We start from the raw sequence: 14704 nt of genomic DNA on the forward strand, positions 1-14704 counted from the left end.
GCCCCGCCCCCCCCCCCCCCCCCGAAACCGCCCCCGGCCCGGGGCGATACCCCTCCCCGGCGCCCCCCCCCACCGGGCCGCCGCGGGTCGGCGCTCGCGGATCCCCCCGGAACCCGGGTCAGAACTCCTGCGAGCCGCTGACCGCCCAGGCCACCCCGCTGGCCGGATCCTCCAGCGCCACGTGCAGGTGGCGCAGCCCGGCGGCCGGCTCCTGCCAGGTGAAGCAGCGCATCCGGGCCACCAGGGCGTCCACCTCGCGGCGGTTCGGCCCGTCCACTCCGGCCATCGCGCCCAGCGCCCGCCAGAGCCTCAGCCGCCCGTGCGCGCAACCGTGCGTCCGGCCCACCGCGGCGGCCTGCACGAGCGCCGGGTAGGCCAGCGCGAACGGCAGGAACCCGCCGACCACCCGCCGGGCCCGGGCCAGCACGGCGGCCGCCGACGGGGCCGGACCGCGGACGCAGACCACCTCCGCCCAGGGCGCCAACGCGGCCAGCTCCGTCAGGCCCCGGGTGACCCGCTGACCGCCCGGCCGGGCCGTCGACTGCGGCAGGTCGACCTGGCCCAGGCCCTCCCGGCTGGCCGGCAGGGTCAGCACCGCGCTGCGCGCTCCCCCGCCGGGCAGGTACTCGCGCACCCGGGCGGCCTCCTCCCAGCCCGCCTTCTCCCAGGCTTCCAGGCGCAGCGGCACGCCCTCGGGGTCGGGCTCGGCACCGTAGGAGAGGTCCTCGCCGAGCAGCACCCGGGTGTGCGCCACCAGGCGGCGCACCGGCGCCGGACCGAGCAGCGGGGCCAGCCGCAGCCAGGAGTGGCGGGTCGCCAGCACCTCCCACAGCGGACCGGCGTCGTGGTCCGCCACCCCGGCGAAGGTCCCCGCGCCGCCGTCCGCGTCGAACAGCCGGACGGCCAGCTCGGGCGGCGCCGCGTAGGCGATCAGATGGCCGAGCGGCGCGGTCAGGGCCACCGCGGCCCGCTCACCGGCTTGCACGACGGCGGCCGCCCGGCCCTGCCGGTAGGCGGCGAGCAGCTCGGGCCAGCGACCGTCCTCGGCCAGGGCGCGGACGCTGTGGTCCTCGTACGTGATCACGATTTTCAGCGTACGGGCCGGGGTGGCGCATCAGCCGACTTGCCGTCGGCTCGGTGCGTCGGGGCGGTGACGGCATCCCAGGGGGCCGCCTCGGCGCTCGGCCGGGACGGGCGACCCGGCGGGCGGCTCGGCGGACGGCTCGGCGGGCGGCCGGGCTGTCAGAGCTCGTGCCGGCGCTCGTGCTCCAGGACGGCGCGCAACCGGCCGTGGGCGCGGCGGCGGGTGACGGCCAGGGTGCTGCGGTGCAGGCCGAGCAACTCGGCGGCCTCGTCGACGGAGTAGCCGTCGATATCCACCAGCACCACGGCACGGGCCTGCTTGACGGTCAGGAAGCCGAGCAGGCGGACCACCTCCCAGCGCGCCTGCAGCTCGGCCATCCCGCCGGGCGCCGGGCCGAACGCCACCGCCCGGCCGTGGCCCGCGGCCCCGGCCGACTCCGAGTGCTCGCGCAGCGCCGCCCGACGGCGCTCCCGGCGCCACTGGTCGCGCAGGATGTTCGTCATCGTGGTGAACACGTAGGCGTACGGCTGCGGGTGACTGAGGAAGCGCTCCGGGCGGCGGGCGATCCGCAGGTACGCGTCGTGGACGACGTCACCGGCGGCGAGCGGGCTCCCGGCGAGCATCGCGGCCGCCTGCTGGAGCCTGGGCAGCAACTCGGTGAACAACCGGTTGAAGTCCGCCGACTGGCGTTCCGTCGGCCCCGGGCCGAAGTCCTTGCGCGGCACGCCCGCACACCGCTCGTTGCATTCCGCCATGCCGCTCTCCCCGGAAATCGGCACCCCGAACGCCCAGTTGGGGCGGTTTCCCACCCCTACCGGACATGTTGTGACACAGGTCACATCATAAGCCGTCCTCTCACTCTGCGCAGTCATTCGTGTGCAACTCGTCATCGACCGGTCCCAGGGCGGGAGTTCACCACCACCGGCCACCACTGACCACAACTGCGCCCATCGCGGGGACCGGGCGACGCTAACGGATAACAGATTTCAACATCTGTTATCCGTTATCTGTTCGCTGTCATCTGTTTTCTGTCATCTGTCATCTGTTCGCCGTCTTCCGTCCTCTGCTGCCCGTCCTCCGCTGTCCGTCAGCTGCCGGCCGCCGCCGGCGAGACCTCCGCGAGCAACCGGGCGGCGTGCACCCGGCCGGCGTGCTCGACCAGGTTGATCAGCACCTCCTTGCCGGAGGCGCGCTGCCGGGCGTCGCAGAGCAGCACCGGAGTACCGGGGTCCAGGTCCAGCGCGCGGGCGACCTCGTCCGGGCCGTACTCGCGTGTCCCGGCGAACCGGTTCACCGCGACGACGAAGGGGATGCCGCGCTGCTCGAAGAAGTCCACGGCCGGGAAGCAGTCGGTCAGCCGACGGGTGTCGGCGAGCACCACCGCGCCGAGCGCCCCTTGGGCCAACTCGTCCCAGAGGAACCAGAACCGGTCCTGCCCCGGGGTTCCGAACAGGTAGACGGCCAGGCCCTCGCGGATGGTGATCCGGCCGAAGTCCATCGCCACCGTTGTACTGGACTTTCGCTCCACCCCGTCCAGATCGTCCACCCCGCGCCCGGCCTCGGTCAGCCGCTCCTCGGTGCGCAGCGGACGGATCTCGCTGACCGCACCGACCAGCGTCGTCTTGCCGACCCCGAACCCGCCCGCGACCAGGATCTTGAGCGCGAGCACGGAGTCGGACTGGTCCACCGGGCCCACCGGGGCGGACGGCCACCGGCTGATCGGGCGGTCCGGGCCGGCGGGGTGGTGACGGCCGGACGGACGGTCAGAGTGCGCGGAGCCCATGGATGACCTCCTGGAGGATGCGTTCGTCGGGGAGCAGGGCGGGCGGGACCGGGCGGTTGACCCGGATGAGCCCCGCCGCCAGCAGATCGCCGAGCAGCACCCGCACGACGCCCACCGGCAGGTCGAGGTCGGCGGCGAGCTCGGCCACGGACAGCGGTGTGCCCAGGCACCGACGCAGGATCTGCGCCTGCTCCGGACCGACCGGCAGCTCGGGCGCGTCCGGCGCGAGCGCCGGGTCGGGCAGCTCGGACACCACCACGGCGATCAGGTCGAACTGCTGCTCACCGCCCCCGGTCCGGCCCCCGGTCATGGCGTACGGGCGGACCAGCGGCCCGGCCTCGTCGTCGTACCAGTGGGCCCGGTGGGCGGCGGCGAGCGGGTTCCGGGGCAGCCGGTCGGGGTCGGCCCGCGGGTGCTCCGGATGTCGCTGGCGGTACGGATGGAAGGCGTCCTCCGCCCGGTGGTACGGGCCGTCCGGCCGGGGCACCGAGCTCACCCGCCGTGCACCGTACGGGGCGTGGCGCTCAGGTGCTCGCCGACCCGGCGGACCAGTCTGGCCATCTCGTAGGCGACCAGCCCGAGATCGGCCCGCGCGGTCGCGAACACGGCCAGACAGGTGCCCTCCCCGGCCGCCGCGACCAGCAGGTAGCCGCCCTCCAACTCGACCATGGTCTGCCGGACTTCGCCCGCGCCGAAGTGCCGTCCGGCGCCCTTGGCGAGGCTGTGGAATCCGGCCGCGACGGCCGCCAGGTGCTCGCCGTCCTCCCGGGCCAGACCGGCCGAACTGGCCATGGCCAGGCCGTCGGCGGAGAGCATCACGGTGAAGTTCACCTCGGGCGCGCGCTGGACCAACTCGTCGAGGAGCCAGTTCAGTTCCCCCGTGCGGTGGGTGGTGCCGATCACGGCCGGTCTCCTTCGGTTCGGGTGTCGGGTCTCGCTCCGGGCCGGGCTTCCGGCCGGACGTCGGACGGGGTTCCGGGCCCGACGTCGGACGGGGTTCCGGGCCGGACGTCGGGCCGCAGGCCGCGGGCCCAGCCGTGCTGGAAGGCCGCCATCGCCGCCCGCGCCTCCTCCGGACTGCGGGCCGCCGGCCCCGTACCGGTTCCGGTGGCAACTCCGGCGCCGACTCCGCGACGGCCGTACGGGGCGGCGGCAGACGCCTCCCGCAGCTGCGGGGCGAGACTCGCCCGGCGCACCCGGCGCGGCAACTCCTCCGGACCGTCCACCGATCCACACTCACCCGGCATCGCGCCCGCCGGCGGTGCGGTGGCGCCGTGGTGGGGTTGCGGCGGACCGGGCTGCGGCGGACCGGGCTGCGAACGGGAGGCCGCACCCGGGCCCCCGTCCGCAGCCGGTCCGGCCGTCCGGGCACCGGAGGCCCGGAAGGGGGTGCGGCGCATCGGCTCGGGGTGGACGCCCCGGGCTCCGAACGGCAACAGCGCCCCGCCCTCCGGCGGCGGCCCACCCGCCGCCGGAAGCTCTGTCCCCGCCACCCCGCTGCCCGGGAGGGCGGGTTCCGTTCCGGCCCCGGCCGGATCCGGCCCGGCCGGCGGCCACCACGCAGGCCCGACGCCGGGGGCCGGCCCCCGCTCGGGTGCCGGTTCCCACTTCGACGCCGGTTCCCACTCGGGCACCGGCTCCGGCGTGATGTCCAACTCCGGTACCGGCTCGTAGCCTTGTCCCGGGCCCTCGCGCTCGTCGGCCAGCAGCCCGGTGGGCAGCAGCACCACCGCGGTGGTGCCGCCGTACGCGGAGGTCACCAGGGAGACCCGGACGTCGTGCCGTCGGGCGAGCCGGCTGACCACGAACAGGCCGAGCCGGTCGCTGTCGAACAGGTCGGTCTGTTCGGCCGCGGCGATCCGCCGGTTGGCGGCGGCCAGTGCGGCCGGACCCATCCCGAGGCCCCGGTCCTCGATCTCCACCGCGTAGCCGTTGCCGACCTGTTCACCGCGGATGTGCACCCTGGTGTGCGGCGGGGAGAACCCGGTGGCGTTCTCGACCAGTTCGGCCACCAGGTGGGTGAGGTCGGCGACGGCGTGGCCGACGACGGCGGCGCGCGGCAGCGGGTGCACCTCGACCCGGGCGTACTCCTCGACCTCCGAGACGGCCGCCCGCACCACGTCCACCAGGGGGACGGGCCGCCGCCAGGCCCGGCCGGGGGCCGCGCCGGAGAGGATGATCAGGCCCTCGGCGTGGCGGCGCATCCGGGTGGTCAGGTGGTCCAGCCGGAACAGGTCGGCGAGCTCGGACGGGTCCTCGGTGCGGCGCTCCATGGCGTCCAGCAAGGCGAGTTGGCGGTGCACCAGGACTTGGCTGCGGCGCGCGAGGTTGACGAACACCCCGGACACCCCCGACAGCACCTCGGCCCGTTCCACCGCCGCCGTGACGGCGGCCCGCTGCACGGTGCCGAGCGCCCGGTGCACCTGGCCGATCTCGTCGTCGCGGCCGACCGGCCGGGGCGCCTCGGCTTCGATGTCCACCTCCTCACCCGAACGCAACTTCCGCATGGTGGAGGGGAGTTTGCGCCCCGCCAGGTCAAGTGCCGTATTGCGCAGGCCGGTCAGCTCGGTGACCAGACCGCGGCCGATCCGCACCGAGATCACCAGCGAGGCGATCACCCCGAGCAGCCCGAGCAGGACGGCGATCCCGGCCGGGGTGAACAGGCCCAGCGCGTAAGGGTTCTGCTGTTCGGCGACGAGCCGACCGGCCCGGTCGGCGACGTCGCGCAGCCCGGCGGCGACGCTCCCGGCCACCGTCGCCCAGCGGTCCGCCGGCACCGCGGCGACGGCCGACCGGCCGTCAGCGGCGGTCCGGACCTCCTCCTCGTAGCCCACCAGTTCCCGGTGGTCCGGGCCGCCGGTGACGGAAAGCAGTGCCTCCCGGCCGGCGGAGCCGAGACCGGCGGCCGCGCCCTGCTCGAACGCGCGGCGGGCGAAGGCCGTACCGGCGAACTCCCGCAGCTGGTCGTCACCGAGCCCGCCGGAGAGCTCGGCGGACCGCAGCAACGCGTCCTCGCGGGAGAGGAGTTCGCGGGAGCGGTCCAGCTCCGGCAGCGCCCGCGCGTCGGCCCCGGAACGGCCGTCGGCCGTCGCGGCGACGGCACCGGACACGGCCAGTGCCCGGTCCACGGCCGCCCCGTAGGCGGCGTACGCCTCGGACCAGCCCACGCTCCGGGTGAGCACCCTGCCGCGCAGTTCGGGCAGGGCGGCGAGCGCGGTGCCGAGGCCGTCCAGGCGGGCGGCGGCGTCGGCGCCGAGGCCCTGGGCGTCGGCCCGGTTGTAGCCCTGGCCGGGGTGGCGCGGATCGGGGAACAGTGGGGTGAGCGCCCGGTCGGTGGCGGCGGCGGCCTCGCGCAGGGCACTCTCCCGCCCCGCGGCGGGCACCGTCCCCGGAACGAGGCCCGGACCGGCCAACAACTGTCCGGCGGCGGCGCGTTCGGCCTGCAGGCCGGCGACCGTGTCGGCGACGGGGGTGAGCAGGCTGCGCTGGGCGTCGCGCAGGCGCAGCAGGTCCCAGACGCCCTGGGCGGTGGTGACGGTGGCGAAGCCCCAGAGGGCGATGACGGAGACGACCGGGACCATCAGCAGGGCGATGATCCGGGCACGCACGCTCCGGGGACGCAGCCCACGCAGCCCGAGCGGCCCAAGCGGCCCGAGCAGCCCGCGCAATCGGGGGCCGGGGCGCGACGAGCGGGCGGGCGGTCCGGCGTGGGCACCCCGGCGGGCGCCGGGGGTGGTGCCACGGTCTTCTCGCATGGACGGGGCCTTTCGGGCGGGGGCGACGGGGCTCGGGCGGCGCGGACGGGCTCAGGCCGCACGGTCCCGGCCGTACGGATCCCGGCCGGCCGGGTCGAAGCCGTCCGGGTCCCGGCCGTACGGGTCGAAGCCGTCCGCGGCGGGGCCGTACAGATCTGTGAGCGCGAGGCCCGAGGGCACAGCGCCCGGGTCGGCCACGGGCCCGGCGGCAGGCCCGGCGAACTCCTCGATCGCCAGCTCCCCCGCCTCCGGGTACCCGGCCCGCTCCTGGGTGGTCGGGGAGAGCGCGACGAAGGCGGAGGCCAGGAAGAGGAACGAGCCGAGGCCGACGGCGAGCGGGAAGACGAAATCCATCGGGCTGACCCCGCCCAGACCGGTCCGGGCGGGATCCAGCTGGACGTGGACGGCGGCCATGCCCGTGTAGTGCATGCAGCTGACGGCGAGGCCCATACCCAGTGAGGCGGCGGCCGCGGCGTACCCGTTGCGGACGGTGACGGCGGCCCAGAGCGCGGCGGTGGCGGCACCGACCGCGACCAGGACGGAGAGGGCGACCGTCCCGCCGTCGTAGCGCAGCCCGCCGTGCATCCGGACGGCGGCCATCCCGAGGTAGTGCATCGCGGCGACGCCGACGCCGGTGGTGCAGCCCCCGCCCAGCAGGGCGAGGCCGCGGTGCCGGCCGTAGCAGACCACGGTCAGGCCGAGCCCGGTGACCAGTACGGCGACCAGCAGGCTCAGCACCGTGAGCGGCACGCTGTAGCGCAGTTCGGTGCCGTCGACGGCGAAGCCGAACATGGCGACGAAGTGCATGGTCCAGATCCCGGAGCCGATCGCGGCGGCCGCTGTGAGCAGCCAGTTCCGGCGGGCGGCGCCCGTGGCGGCCAGGCCGCGCAGGGTGCAGCGCAGCCCGAGGGCGGCGCCGGCGCAGGCCATCGCGTAGGAGAGGACAGGGGTCAGCCAGCCGAAGCTGAACTGGTTGAGGGCGCCCATGGGACCTCCGGTCGACCGGTCGGGCCCGGGGCGGAATGCGGTGCCCCCGGGCACCCCCGGCCGGGCGGACTGCATCCGACGGGCACATGGGCATATGCCCATCGCATGTGCGCTTCCGGCCTGGGGTGCGTGGGACGCTATCGAGCGGCCGGAATCGGCCAGACGAAGATCTGAAAAGCTGCACGCGCGGCGCGGGCGCTGTGTTCGAATGACCCGGTCCTGTGTCCGGCGGCGTCCGGGCGGGCGGGCGGCTGACGACGAACAGAAGACAAAAGTCAGAAGAGAGATAACAGATGTTGAAATCTGTTATCTGTCTTCTGAAAGTTGAACTCTGAAACCCGTCAGCCGTTCCCGTCGGCCCAGCGCCGTCAGTCCTGCGCCGCCGGCCCAGCCTCCGTCAGTCCTGCGCCGCGACCCGCACCCGCATCGCGCTCGTCGCCCGGAGCGTGATCCCCTGCGCGAGCGCCACCCGCCGGTCCACCACCTCCAGGTCGAAGTCCCGCAGCAGCACCCCGAGGGTCAGCACCGACTCCAGCATCGAGAAGTGCTGCCCTATGCAGGCCCGCGGCCCGCCTCCGAACGGGAACCACGCGTAGCGGTGCCGCGCCTTCTCCCCCTCCGGCAGGAACCGGTCCGGGTCGAAGCGCTCGGGGTCGACCCAGTGGTCCGGGTGCCGCTGGGTGACCAGCGGCGCGACCACGACCTGCGCCCCCGCCGGGATGACGTACCCGTCGATGACCGTCTCCTCGACCGCCCGCCGCCCGATCAGCGCCGCCGCCGGGTAGAGGCGCATCGCCTCCTTGATCACCCGGGTGAGGTACGGCAGCCGCTCCAGGTCCGCCGCCGTCGGCGCCCGCCCGGCCAGAACGGTCAGCGCCTCCTCCCGGGCGAGCTTGCGCTGCTCCGGGTGCTTGGCCAGCAGGTGCAGCGCGAAGGCCAGCGAGGTGGCCGTGGTCTCGTGCCCGGCGAGCAGGAACACCAGGACCTGGTCCCGGAGTTCGGCCGGGTCCAGCCGCTCGCCGTCCTCGCCGCGCGCCCGGCCGAGCAGGGTCAGCAGGTCGTCCGCCTCCTCGTCACCACCCCCGCGCGCGGCCCGCTCCGCGATGATCCGGTCGCAGACCTCGTAGAGCGCCCGCTGCGCCTCCAGGCCGCGCCGGTTGCCCGGCGTCGGCCAGGTGCGCGGGAACCGGACCGGCGCGAAGCCGCGCTCCTTGACGTACTCGCCGAGCACCGGGAAGCTGCGGTTCACCACCTCCACCGCCTCCTCCACGTCGGCGCCGAAGAGGATCCGGGCGACGGCCCGCAGCGCGAACCGCGACATCTCCTCCGCCGCGTCCACCACCCCGCCCGGCACCGCCCGCCAGCGCTCGGCGAGCGCCTGCGCCTCCTCGGCGAGCGCCTGGGCGTAGCCGTCGACCCGGCGCCGGGTGAACAGCGGCTGGACCAGCCGGCGCTGGCGCTGGTAGACCTCGTCCTGGCTGGTCAGCAGCCCGTTGCCGACGCTGGTCCGCAGTTCGTCGTAGAAGCTGTTCTCCTTGCGGAAGTTCGCCGCCTCGCTGCCCAGCACCTGGTGGACGCCCTCCGGCGAGAACACCCCGTAGAACTCGACCCGCAGCCCGGGCGGCCCGGCCACCATGCGCACCACGTCGCCGTGGTCGCGCCGGGCCGCGAGGTAGGTGCGCAGCGGACGGCGGGTGAGGTCGAAGAGCGACCCGACCAGGGGGTTCCCGGCCGGTCCGGGTACGGCGGCTGCGGTGGCCATCGGCACTCCTTCTGGACTTCCTCGGCGCTGACGCGCACTCGGTGACCCTTCAACCTTACTGACGGGTATTCAGCCGAGGAAGCCGCTCAAAGGGGCCAAGTCCGCGCCCGGTCGCCTCGGCTCACTCGTACTCGGTGCCGCCCTTGCGGGTCAGGTAGGCGTCGCTGACGACCTTGGCGATCGCCCGTCCGCCGAGCACCGGGCTCCAGCGCTCGACCGCCGGCCGGACCACCACGCCCTCGCGCAGGTGGAGTTCGCGCCCGGAGTGGGCTTCCTTGCCCTGCGCGTGGGCCAGCACCGTCGCGGTGTCGAACGGCCCGCGCCACAGTTCGGTCACCAACGGCATTTCGCCGTCCAGGAGTTCGGCGGCCGACAGCCAGGCCAGCCGCCCGTCCACGACGGCCGACACGTCGAAGGCCGCGTACCCGGGGCGCTCGGTGCGCGCGGAGACGCCGTACGACAGGTCCTGCACGCCCTCGCCGAACACCTCGCCGAAGATGCCGATCCGCTCGGCACCCAGCCGTTCGGCCAACCGGGCCGCCACCGCCGGGATGTCGTACGCGCGCACCGCCCGCCAGTACAGGTTGCGCTCGTCCTCGACGAGCGCCAGCCCCTGCGCGCCGATCCCCTTGGACGAGACGTGCACCTCGCCGGTGGCGGCGGTGTACGTGACCAGGCAGCAGCTGCCGTGCAGCTTCTCGGTCAGCACCACGGGCTCGCCGGGCTCGAAGACGTCGGGGTGACGCTTGAGGTTCTCGATGTCCACCCAGGGCAGCAGGTCGGGCGCGCTGAGGACGTCACCGCTCATCGAGGTCGGCACCGGCGGCTGCCACTTGACGATCCCGAGCAGTTCGGCGAAGTCCTCGCCCCGCTCGGCCGCCCCGGCCAGGTCGGTGCCGGCCAGCGCGCCGGGCCGGCAGACGATGCCCTGGGACAGCTCCCCGCGCAGCCGTACCGCCCTCACCCGGTTCGCCGCGCCGCCCGCCAGCTTGCCGGTCAGCCCCAGCTCCTCGACCAACTCCTCCGGCAGGACGGCCTGTTCGGGGATGTAGACGGCATGGTCGCCGGTCCGGTAGGAGCCCTTGGCCACCACGGCGCGGTAGAGGCCGACCTGGGCCAACTCCAGTGCGTCGGCGTTCGGGTGCTCCAGGATGACCAGCTTCTCGGCGGTGACGCGCAGCGTGGACATGGGCGGACTCCTCCCCGTGGATCCGTTCGGATCGACCTTCGGGCCCGGGCGGCCGACGGTCGGCCGCGCCTACGGGCTGCCGCCCACTCTGACCGCTCCACCTGCCCGGATGCGAAGGGTTTTCCACCAGGCGCCGCACAACGGCCGTACGACAGCCGCACGCCCACCACGCACCGAACCGCACGCCCGCCGCGCACCGAACCGGCCCACCCTTCCGAGCCGGACCGGCCTCCCTTCCGAGCCGAACCGTCCGTGCACGTTTGAGCCTTCGCACAGCAGCCCCGAGACCGTCACCCCACTTCCGCTGTGCGATGTGACAGAGGATTTATCGCTCGCAACTGCGGCACTATGATCGCCGTAATGGCCGCACCTGCGGCCACACCTCCGCGCCCCTTCCGGCGCGAACCCTGGAGGGGAAGCACCGATGAGCACCCGCACCACCCCCACCCGCAGACTCGCCGTCGCCGCCGCCGCAGCCCTCGTCCTCAGCTTCGGGGCCACCGCCTGCGGCAGTGACGGCGGCAAGTCCTCCGGCTCCGCCTCCTCGGCCGCGACCACCGCCGCCACCGGCGCCGCCGGCGCGGCGGGCACCGACGGCGCCAGCGCCCCGAAGGCCAAGGGCGCCGTCACCGTGTTCGCCGCCGCCTCCCTCAAGGAGACCTTCACCGAGCTCGGCAAGAAGTTCGAGGCCGCCAACCCGGGTACCAAGGTCACCTTCAACTTCGGCGGCAGCTCCGCCCTCGCCACCAGCATCAACTCCGGTGCACCGGCGGACGTCTTCGCCGCGGCCAGCCCGGCCACCATGAAGACGGTCACCGACGCGGGCGGCGCGAGCGGCCAGCCGACGACCTTCGTCAAGAACACCCTCGCCATCGCCGTGCCCAAGGGCAATCCCAAGCACCTCACGGGCCTCAAGGACCTCACCGGCTCCGGCGTGAAGGTCGCGCTCTGCGCGAAGGAGGTGCCCTGTGGCGCCGCCGCCCTCACCGCGCTGAAGGCGGCCGGCGTCGACCTCACCCCGGTCACCCTGGAGCAGGACGTCAAGGGCGCGCTCACCAAGGTCGAGCTCGGCGAGGTCGACGCCTCGCTGGTGTACAAGACCGACGTGCAGGCCGATGCTGCGAAGATCGACGGCGTGGACTTCCCCGAGGCCGCCAAGGCCGTGAACGACTACCCGATCGCCGCGCTCGCCAAGGCGCCGAACAAGGACGGCGCGGCCGCCTTCGTCGCCTACGTCCAGTCGGCCGAGGCCAAGCAGGTGCTGACCGCGGCGGGCTTCCAGGCGCCGTGACGGACCGCACCACCGGCAGCGGCCGGGACCGGAACCGGGACTCCGGCGCCGGCCCCGGCACCACCCGGGACGACGCTGCCCCGGCACCGGCGCCCAGCGCGTCCCGGTCACCCTGCTGCTACCGGCGCTGCTCGGCCTGGCGTTCCTGATCCTCCCGCTGGTCGGGCTGCTCGTCCGGGCGCCGTGGAGCGGCCTGTCCGAGCAGTTGACCAGCGCCGCCGTCTGGGACGCCCTGCGGCTCTCGCTGATCTGCGCGACGGCCGCCACGGCGGTGTCGCTGGTCCTCGGCGTCCCGCTGGCCTGGCTGCTCGCGCGCACCGAGCTGCCCGGCCGGCGGGTGATCCGGGCGCTGGTCACCCTGCCGCTGGTGCTGCCGCCGGTGGTGGGCGGTGTGGCGCTGCTGCTGGTGCTCGGGCGGCGCGGGATCGTCGGCTCCTGGCTGGACTCGGCGTTCGGCATCACCCTGCCCTTCACCACCACCGGGGTGGTGATCGCCGAGGCCTTCGTGGCGATGCCCTTCCTGGTGATCAGCGTGGAGGGCGCGCTGCGGGCGGCCGATCCCCGGTTCGAGGAGGCCGCCGCGACCCTGGGCGCCTCCCGGCTGACCGCGTTCCGCCGGATCACCCTGCCGATGATCGCCCCGGGGATCGCCGCCGGAGCCGTCCTGGCCTGGGCCCGGGCGCTCGGCGAGTTCGGTGCGACGATCACCTTCGCGGGCAACTTCCCGGGCCGCACCCAGACCATGCCGCTGGCCGTCTACCTGGCCATGGAGTCAGACCCGGAGGCGGCGATCGCACTGTCACTGGTGCTGCTGGTGGTCTCCGTCGCCGTCCTGGTCGGCCTGCGCGACCGCTGGATGTCGACCCCGTGACCCCTGCCCCACCGTCCCGGACCCGGACGGACGCCCCCGCACCCGCAGCCACGCCCACACCCACGGCCGCACCCGCACCCGCACCCGCACCCAGGACGCCGACAGGACGGCCGCACCGATGACCCCCGCACCGCCCCCCGCACCCGCGCCCGCTCCCGCACCGGGTGCCGGAGCCGGAGCCCCGTCCGCCGCCCTCGACGCCCACCTGCGGGTCGACCGTGCCGCGTTCGCCCTCGACCTGGCGCTCACCGCCGCCCCCGGCGAGGTGATCGCCCTGCTCGGCCCGAACGGCGCCGGCAAGTCGACCGCGCTGCGCGCCCTCGCCGGCCTGCTCCCGCTCACCGGCGGCCACCTGCGCCTGGACGGCCACGTCCTGGAGGAACCGGCCCGGCGCCTGCACACCCCCGCCGAACAGCGGCCGGTCGGCGTGGTGTTCCAGGACTACCTGCTGTTCCCGCACCTGAGCGCGCTCGACAACGTCGCCTTCGGTCCGCGCTGCCAGGGCCGCCCCAAGCGCGAGGCCAGGGCCGAGGCGGCGGCCTGGCTGGAGCGGATGGGCCTGACGGACCACGCCTCGGTGCGCCCCGGCCGGCTCTCCGGCGGCCAGGCCCAGCGGGTGGCGCTGGCCCGGGCCCTGGCCGTCCGCCCCCGGCTGCTCCTGCTGGACGAGCCGCTGGCCGCCCTGGACGCCCGCACCCGGCTCGACGTGCGGTCCCAACTGCGCCGCCACCTGGCCGAGTTCGAGGCCGTGGCGGTGCTGGTGACGCACGACCCGCTGGACGCGATGGTGCTGGCCGACCGGCTGGTGGTGATCGAGGACGGCCGCGAGGTGCAGTCCGGCAGCCCGGCGGAGGTCGCCCGGCGTCCGCGCACCGACTACATCGCCCGCCTGGTCGGCCTCAACCTGTACCAGGGACGGGCCGAGGGCACCTCGGTCACCCTCCCGGACGGCACCGTCCTGACCAGCGCCGAGGAGCTGTCCGGACCGGCCTTCGTGGCCTTCCCGCCCTCCGCCGTCACCCTCTACCGGGAGCGGCCGCAGTCCAGCGCCCGCAACCTGTGGCAGGCCGAGGTCACCGGCCTGGACCTGCACGGCGACCAGGTGCGCGCCGAACTCTCCGGCGCCCTGCCGATGGCCGCCGACCTCACCCCGGCCGCCGTCGCCGAACTGGGGCTGGCCCCGGGGACACCGGTCTGGGCCTCGGTCAAGGCCGCCCAGACCCACGCCTACCCGGCCTGACCCGGCCTGCCCCGACCCTGCCCCGAGGCGCGCTCCACCGCGCCGGGCCGCCCCGCCGGGCGGCGCTACTCCGACGGCTCGACGAACCCCGACTCGTACGCGGCGATCACCGCCTGGGTACGGTCCCGCGCGCCGAGCTTCGCCAGCACGCTGCTAACGTGCGTCTTCACCGTCTGCACCCCGAGCACCAGCTGCTCGGCGATCTCGCCGTTGCTGAGTCCGCGCGCCATCATCCGCAGCACCTCGGCCTCGCGCCCGGTCAGCGCCGCGCGGTCCATGGCGGCGCGGGCGGCGGGGTTGCCGTGCCCGGCGGCCAGTCGCCGGATCGCGGCCGGGAAGAGCAGCGACTCGCCGGCCGCCGCCAGCCGTACCGCGTGGACGATCTCGGCCGGGCGGCTGCGCTTGAGCAGGAAGCCGTCCGCGCCCGCGCGCAGCGCCTGGTAGACGTAGTCGTCGTTCTCGAAGGTGGTGACGACCAGGATCCGCGGCGGCAACTCCCCCGGCGGGCCGGGGCGCAGCAGTTCGCGGGTGGCCGCCAGGCCGTCCATGACGGGCATCCGGACGTCCATCAGCACCACCCGCGGGCGCAGCGCGCGGGCCAGGACCACCGCCTCCGCGCCGTCGCCCGCCTCCCCGACGACCCGCAGGTCGCCCTGGGCCTCCAGGACCGCCCGCAGCCCGGCCCGGACCAGTCCCTCGTCGTCGGCGAGCAGGACGTCGGTCATCCCCGCCGCACCGGCAG

At 75.0% G+C, this 14704-nt stretch carries 12 protein-coding genes and 1 pseudogene; 3 read left to right on the plus strand and 10 right to left on the minus strand.

Features of this window, described 5'->3' with window-relative positions:
- Positions 1-118: 118 nt before the first annotated feature.
- From ACFXOZ_RS30025 to ACFXOZ_RS30065, 9 genes are all read right to left on the minus strand, one after another.
- The gene (locus tag ACFXOZ_RS30025) at positions 119-1084 is read right to left on the minus strand and encodes a hypothetical protein (RefSeq protein ID WP_375890567.1); all 966 of its coding nucleotides are present in this window, start codon (positions 1082-1084) and stop codon (positions 119-121) included.
- Between the two features lie 158 nt (positions 1085-1242).
- On the minus strand, positions 1243-1839 hold the full coding sequence (locus tag ACFXOZ_RS30030) for an RNA polymerase sigma factor (protein WP_380593345.1): 597 nt from the start codon (positions 1837-1839) through the stop codon (positions 1243-1245).
- A gap of 332 nt (positions 1840-2171) precedes the next feature.
- On the minus strand, positions 2172-2771 hold the full coding sequence (locus ACFXOZ_RS30035; RefSeq protein WP_380520994.1) for an ATP/GTP-binding protein: 600 nt from the start codon (positions 2769-2771) through the stop codon (positions 2172-2174).
- Between the two features lie 76 nt (positions 2772-2847).
- Positions 2848-3258, minus strand: a complete 411-nt coding sequence (locus ACFXOZ_RS30040) for a DUF742 domain-containing protein (protein ID WP_380521135.1) — start codon at positions 3256-3258, stop codon at positions 2848-2850.
- A 101-nt stretch (positions 3259-3359) separates the two neighbouring features.
- Positions 3360-3770, minus strand: a complete 411-nt coding sequence (locus ACFXOZ_RS30045; RefSeq protein WP_375890573.1) for a roadblock/LC7 domain-containing protein — start codon at positions 3768-3770, stop codon at positions 3360-3362.
- Positions 3767-6475, minus strand: a complete 2709-nt coding sequence (locus ACFXOZ_RS30050; protein WP_380593346.1) for a nitrate- and nitrite sensing domain-containing protein — start codon at positions 6473-6475, stop codon at positions 3767-3769. Before ACFXOZ_RS30050 ends, ACFXOZ_RS30045 begins: the two co-directional genes overlap by 4 nt.
- Before the next feature lie 198 nt (positions 6476-6673).
- A complete protein-coding gene (locus ACFXOZ_RS30055; RefSeq protein WP_380593347.1) occupies positions 6674-7609 on the minus strand; it encodes an MHYT domain-containing protein in 936 nt (311 codons plus the stop codon).
- Positions 7610-8006: 397 nt separating this feature from the next.
- Positions 8007-9371, minus strand: coding sequence for a cytochrome P450 (locus ACFXOZ_RS30060; protein WP_380593348.1), 1365 nt, complete (start codon positions 9369-9371; stop codon positions 8007-8009).
- Between the two features lie 121 nt (positions 9372-9492).
- Positions 9493-10560, minus strand: coding sequence for an RNA ligase (ATP) (locus tag ACFXOZ_RS30065; protein WP_380593349.1), 1068 nt, complete (start codon positions 10558-10560; stop codon positions 9493-9495).
- Positions 10561-10984: 424 nt separating this feature from the next.
- Here ACFXOZ_RS30065 and modA point away from each other — a divergent pair, with 424 nt between their 5' ends.
- The 3 genes and pseudogenes from modA to ACFXOZ_RS30080 all read left to right on the plus strand — a co-directional run bounded on the left by modA (position 10985) and on the right by ACFXOZ_RS30080 (position 13962).
- Positions 10985-11851 carry a molybdate ABC transporter substrate-binding protein gene (gene modA, locus ACFXOZ_RS30070; RefSeq protein ID WP_380593350.1) on the plus strand — a complete coding sequence of 289 codons (867 nt, stop codon included), beginning with the start codon at positions 10985-10987 and terminating at the stop codon, positions 11849-11851.
- A 28-nt stretch (positions 11852-11879) separates the two neighbouring features.
- Positions 11880-12722, plus strand: a pseudogene (locus ACFXOZ_RS30075) (ABC transporter permease); the annotation flags it as partial.
- A 118-nt stretch (positions 12723-12840) separates the two neighbouring features.
- Complete coding sequence (locus tag ACFXOZ_RS30080) at positions 12841-13962, plus strand: ABC transporter ATP-binding protein (protein WP_380593351.1); 1122 nt, start codon at positions 12841-12843, stop codon at positions 13960-13962.
- Between the two features lie 65 nt (positions 13963-14027).
- Here ACFXOZ_RS30080 and ACFXOZ_RS30085 read toward each other — a convergent pair whose 3' ends face one another.
- Complete coding sequence (locus tag ACFXOZ_RS30085; RefSeq protein WP_375890584.1) at positions 14028-14687, minus strand: response regulator; 660 nt, start codon at positions 14685-14687, stop codon at positions 14028-14030.
- Positions 14688-14704: the final 17 nt, after the last annotated feature.

The organism is Kitasatospora sp. NPDC059160 (genome assembly GCF_042755465.1).
Lineage (GTDB): Bacteria > Actinomycetota > Actinomycetes > Streptomycetales > Streptomycetaceae > Kitasatospora.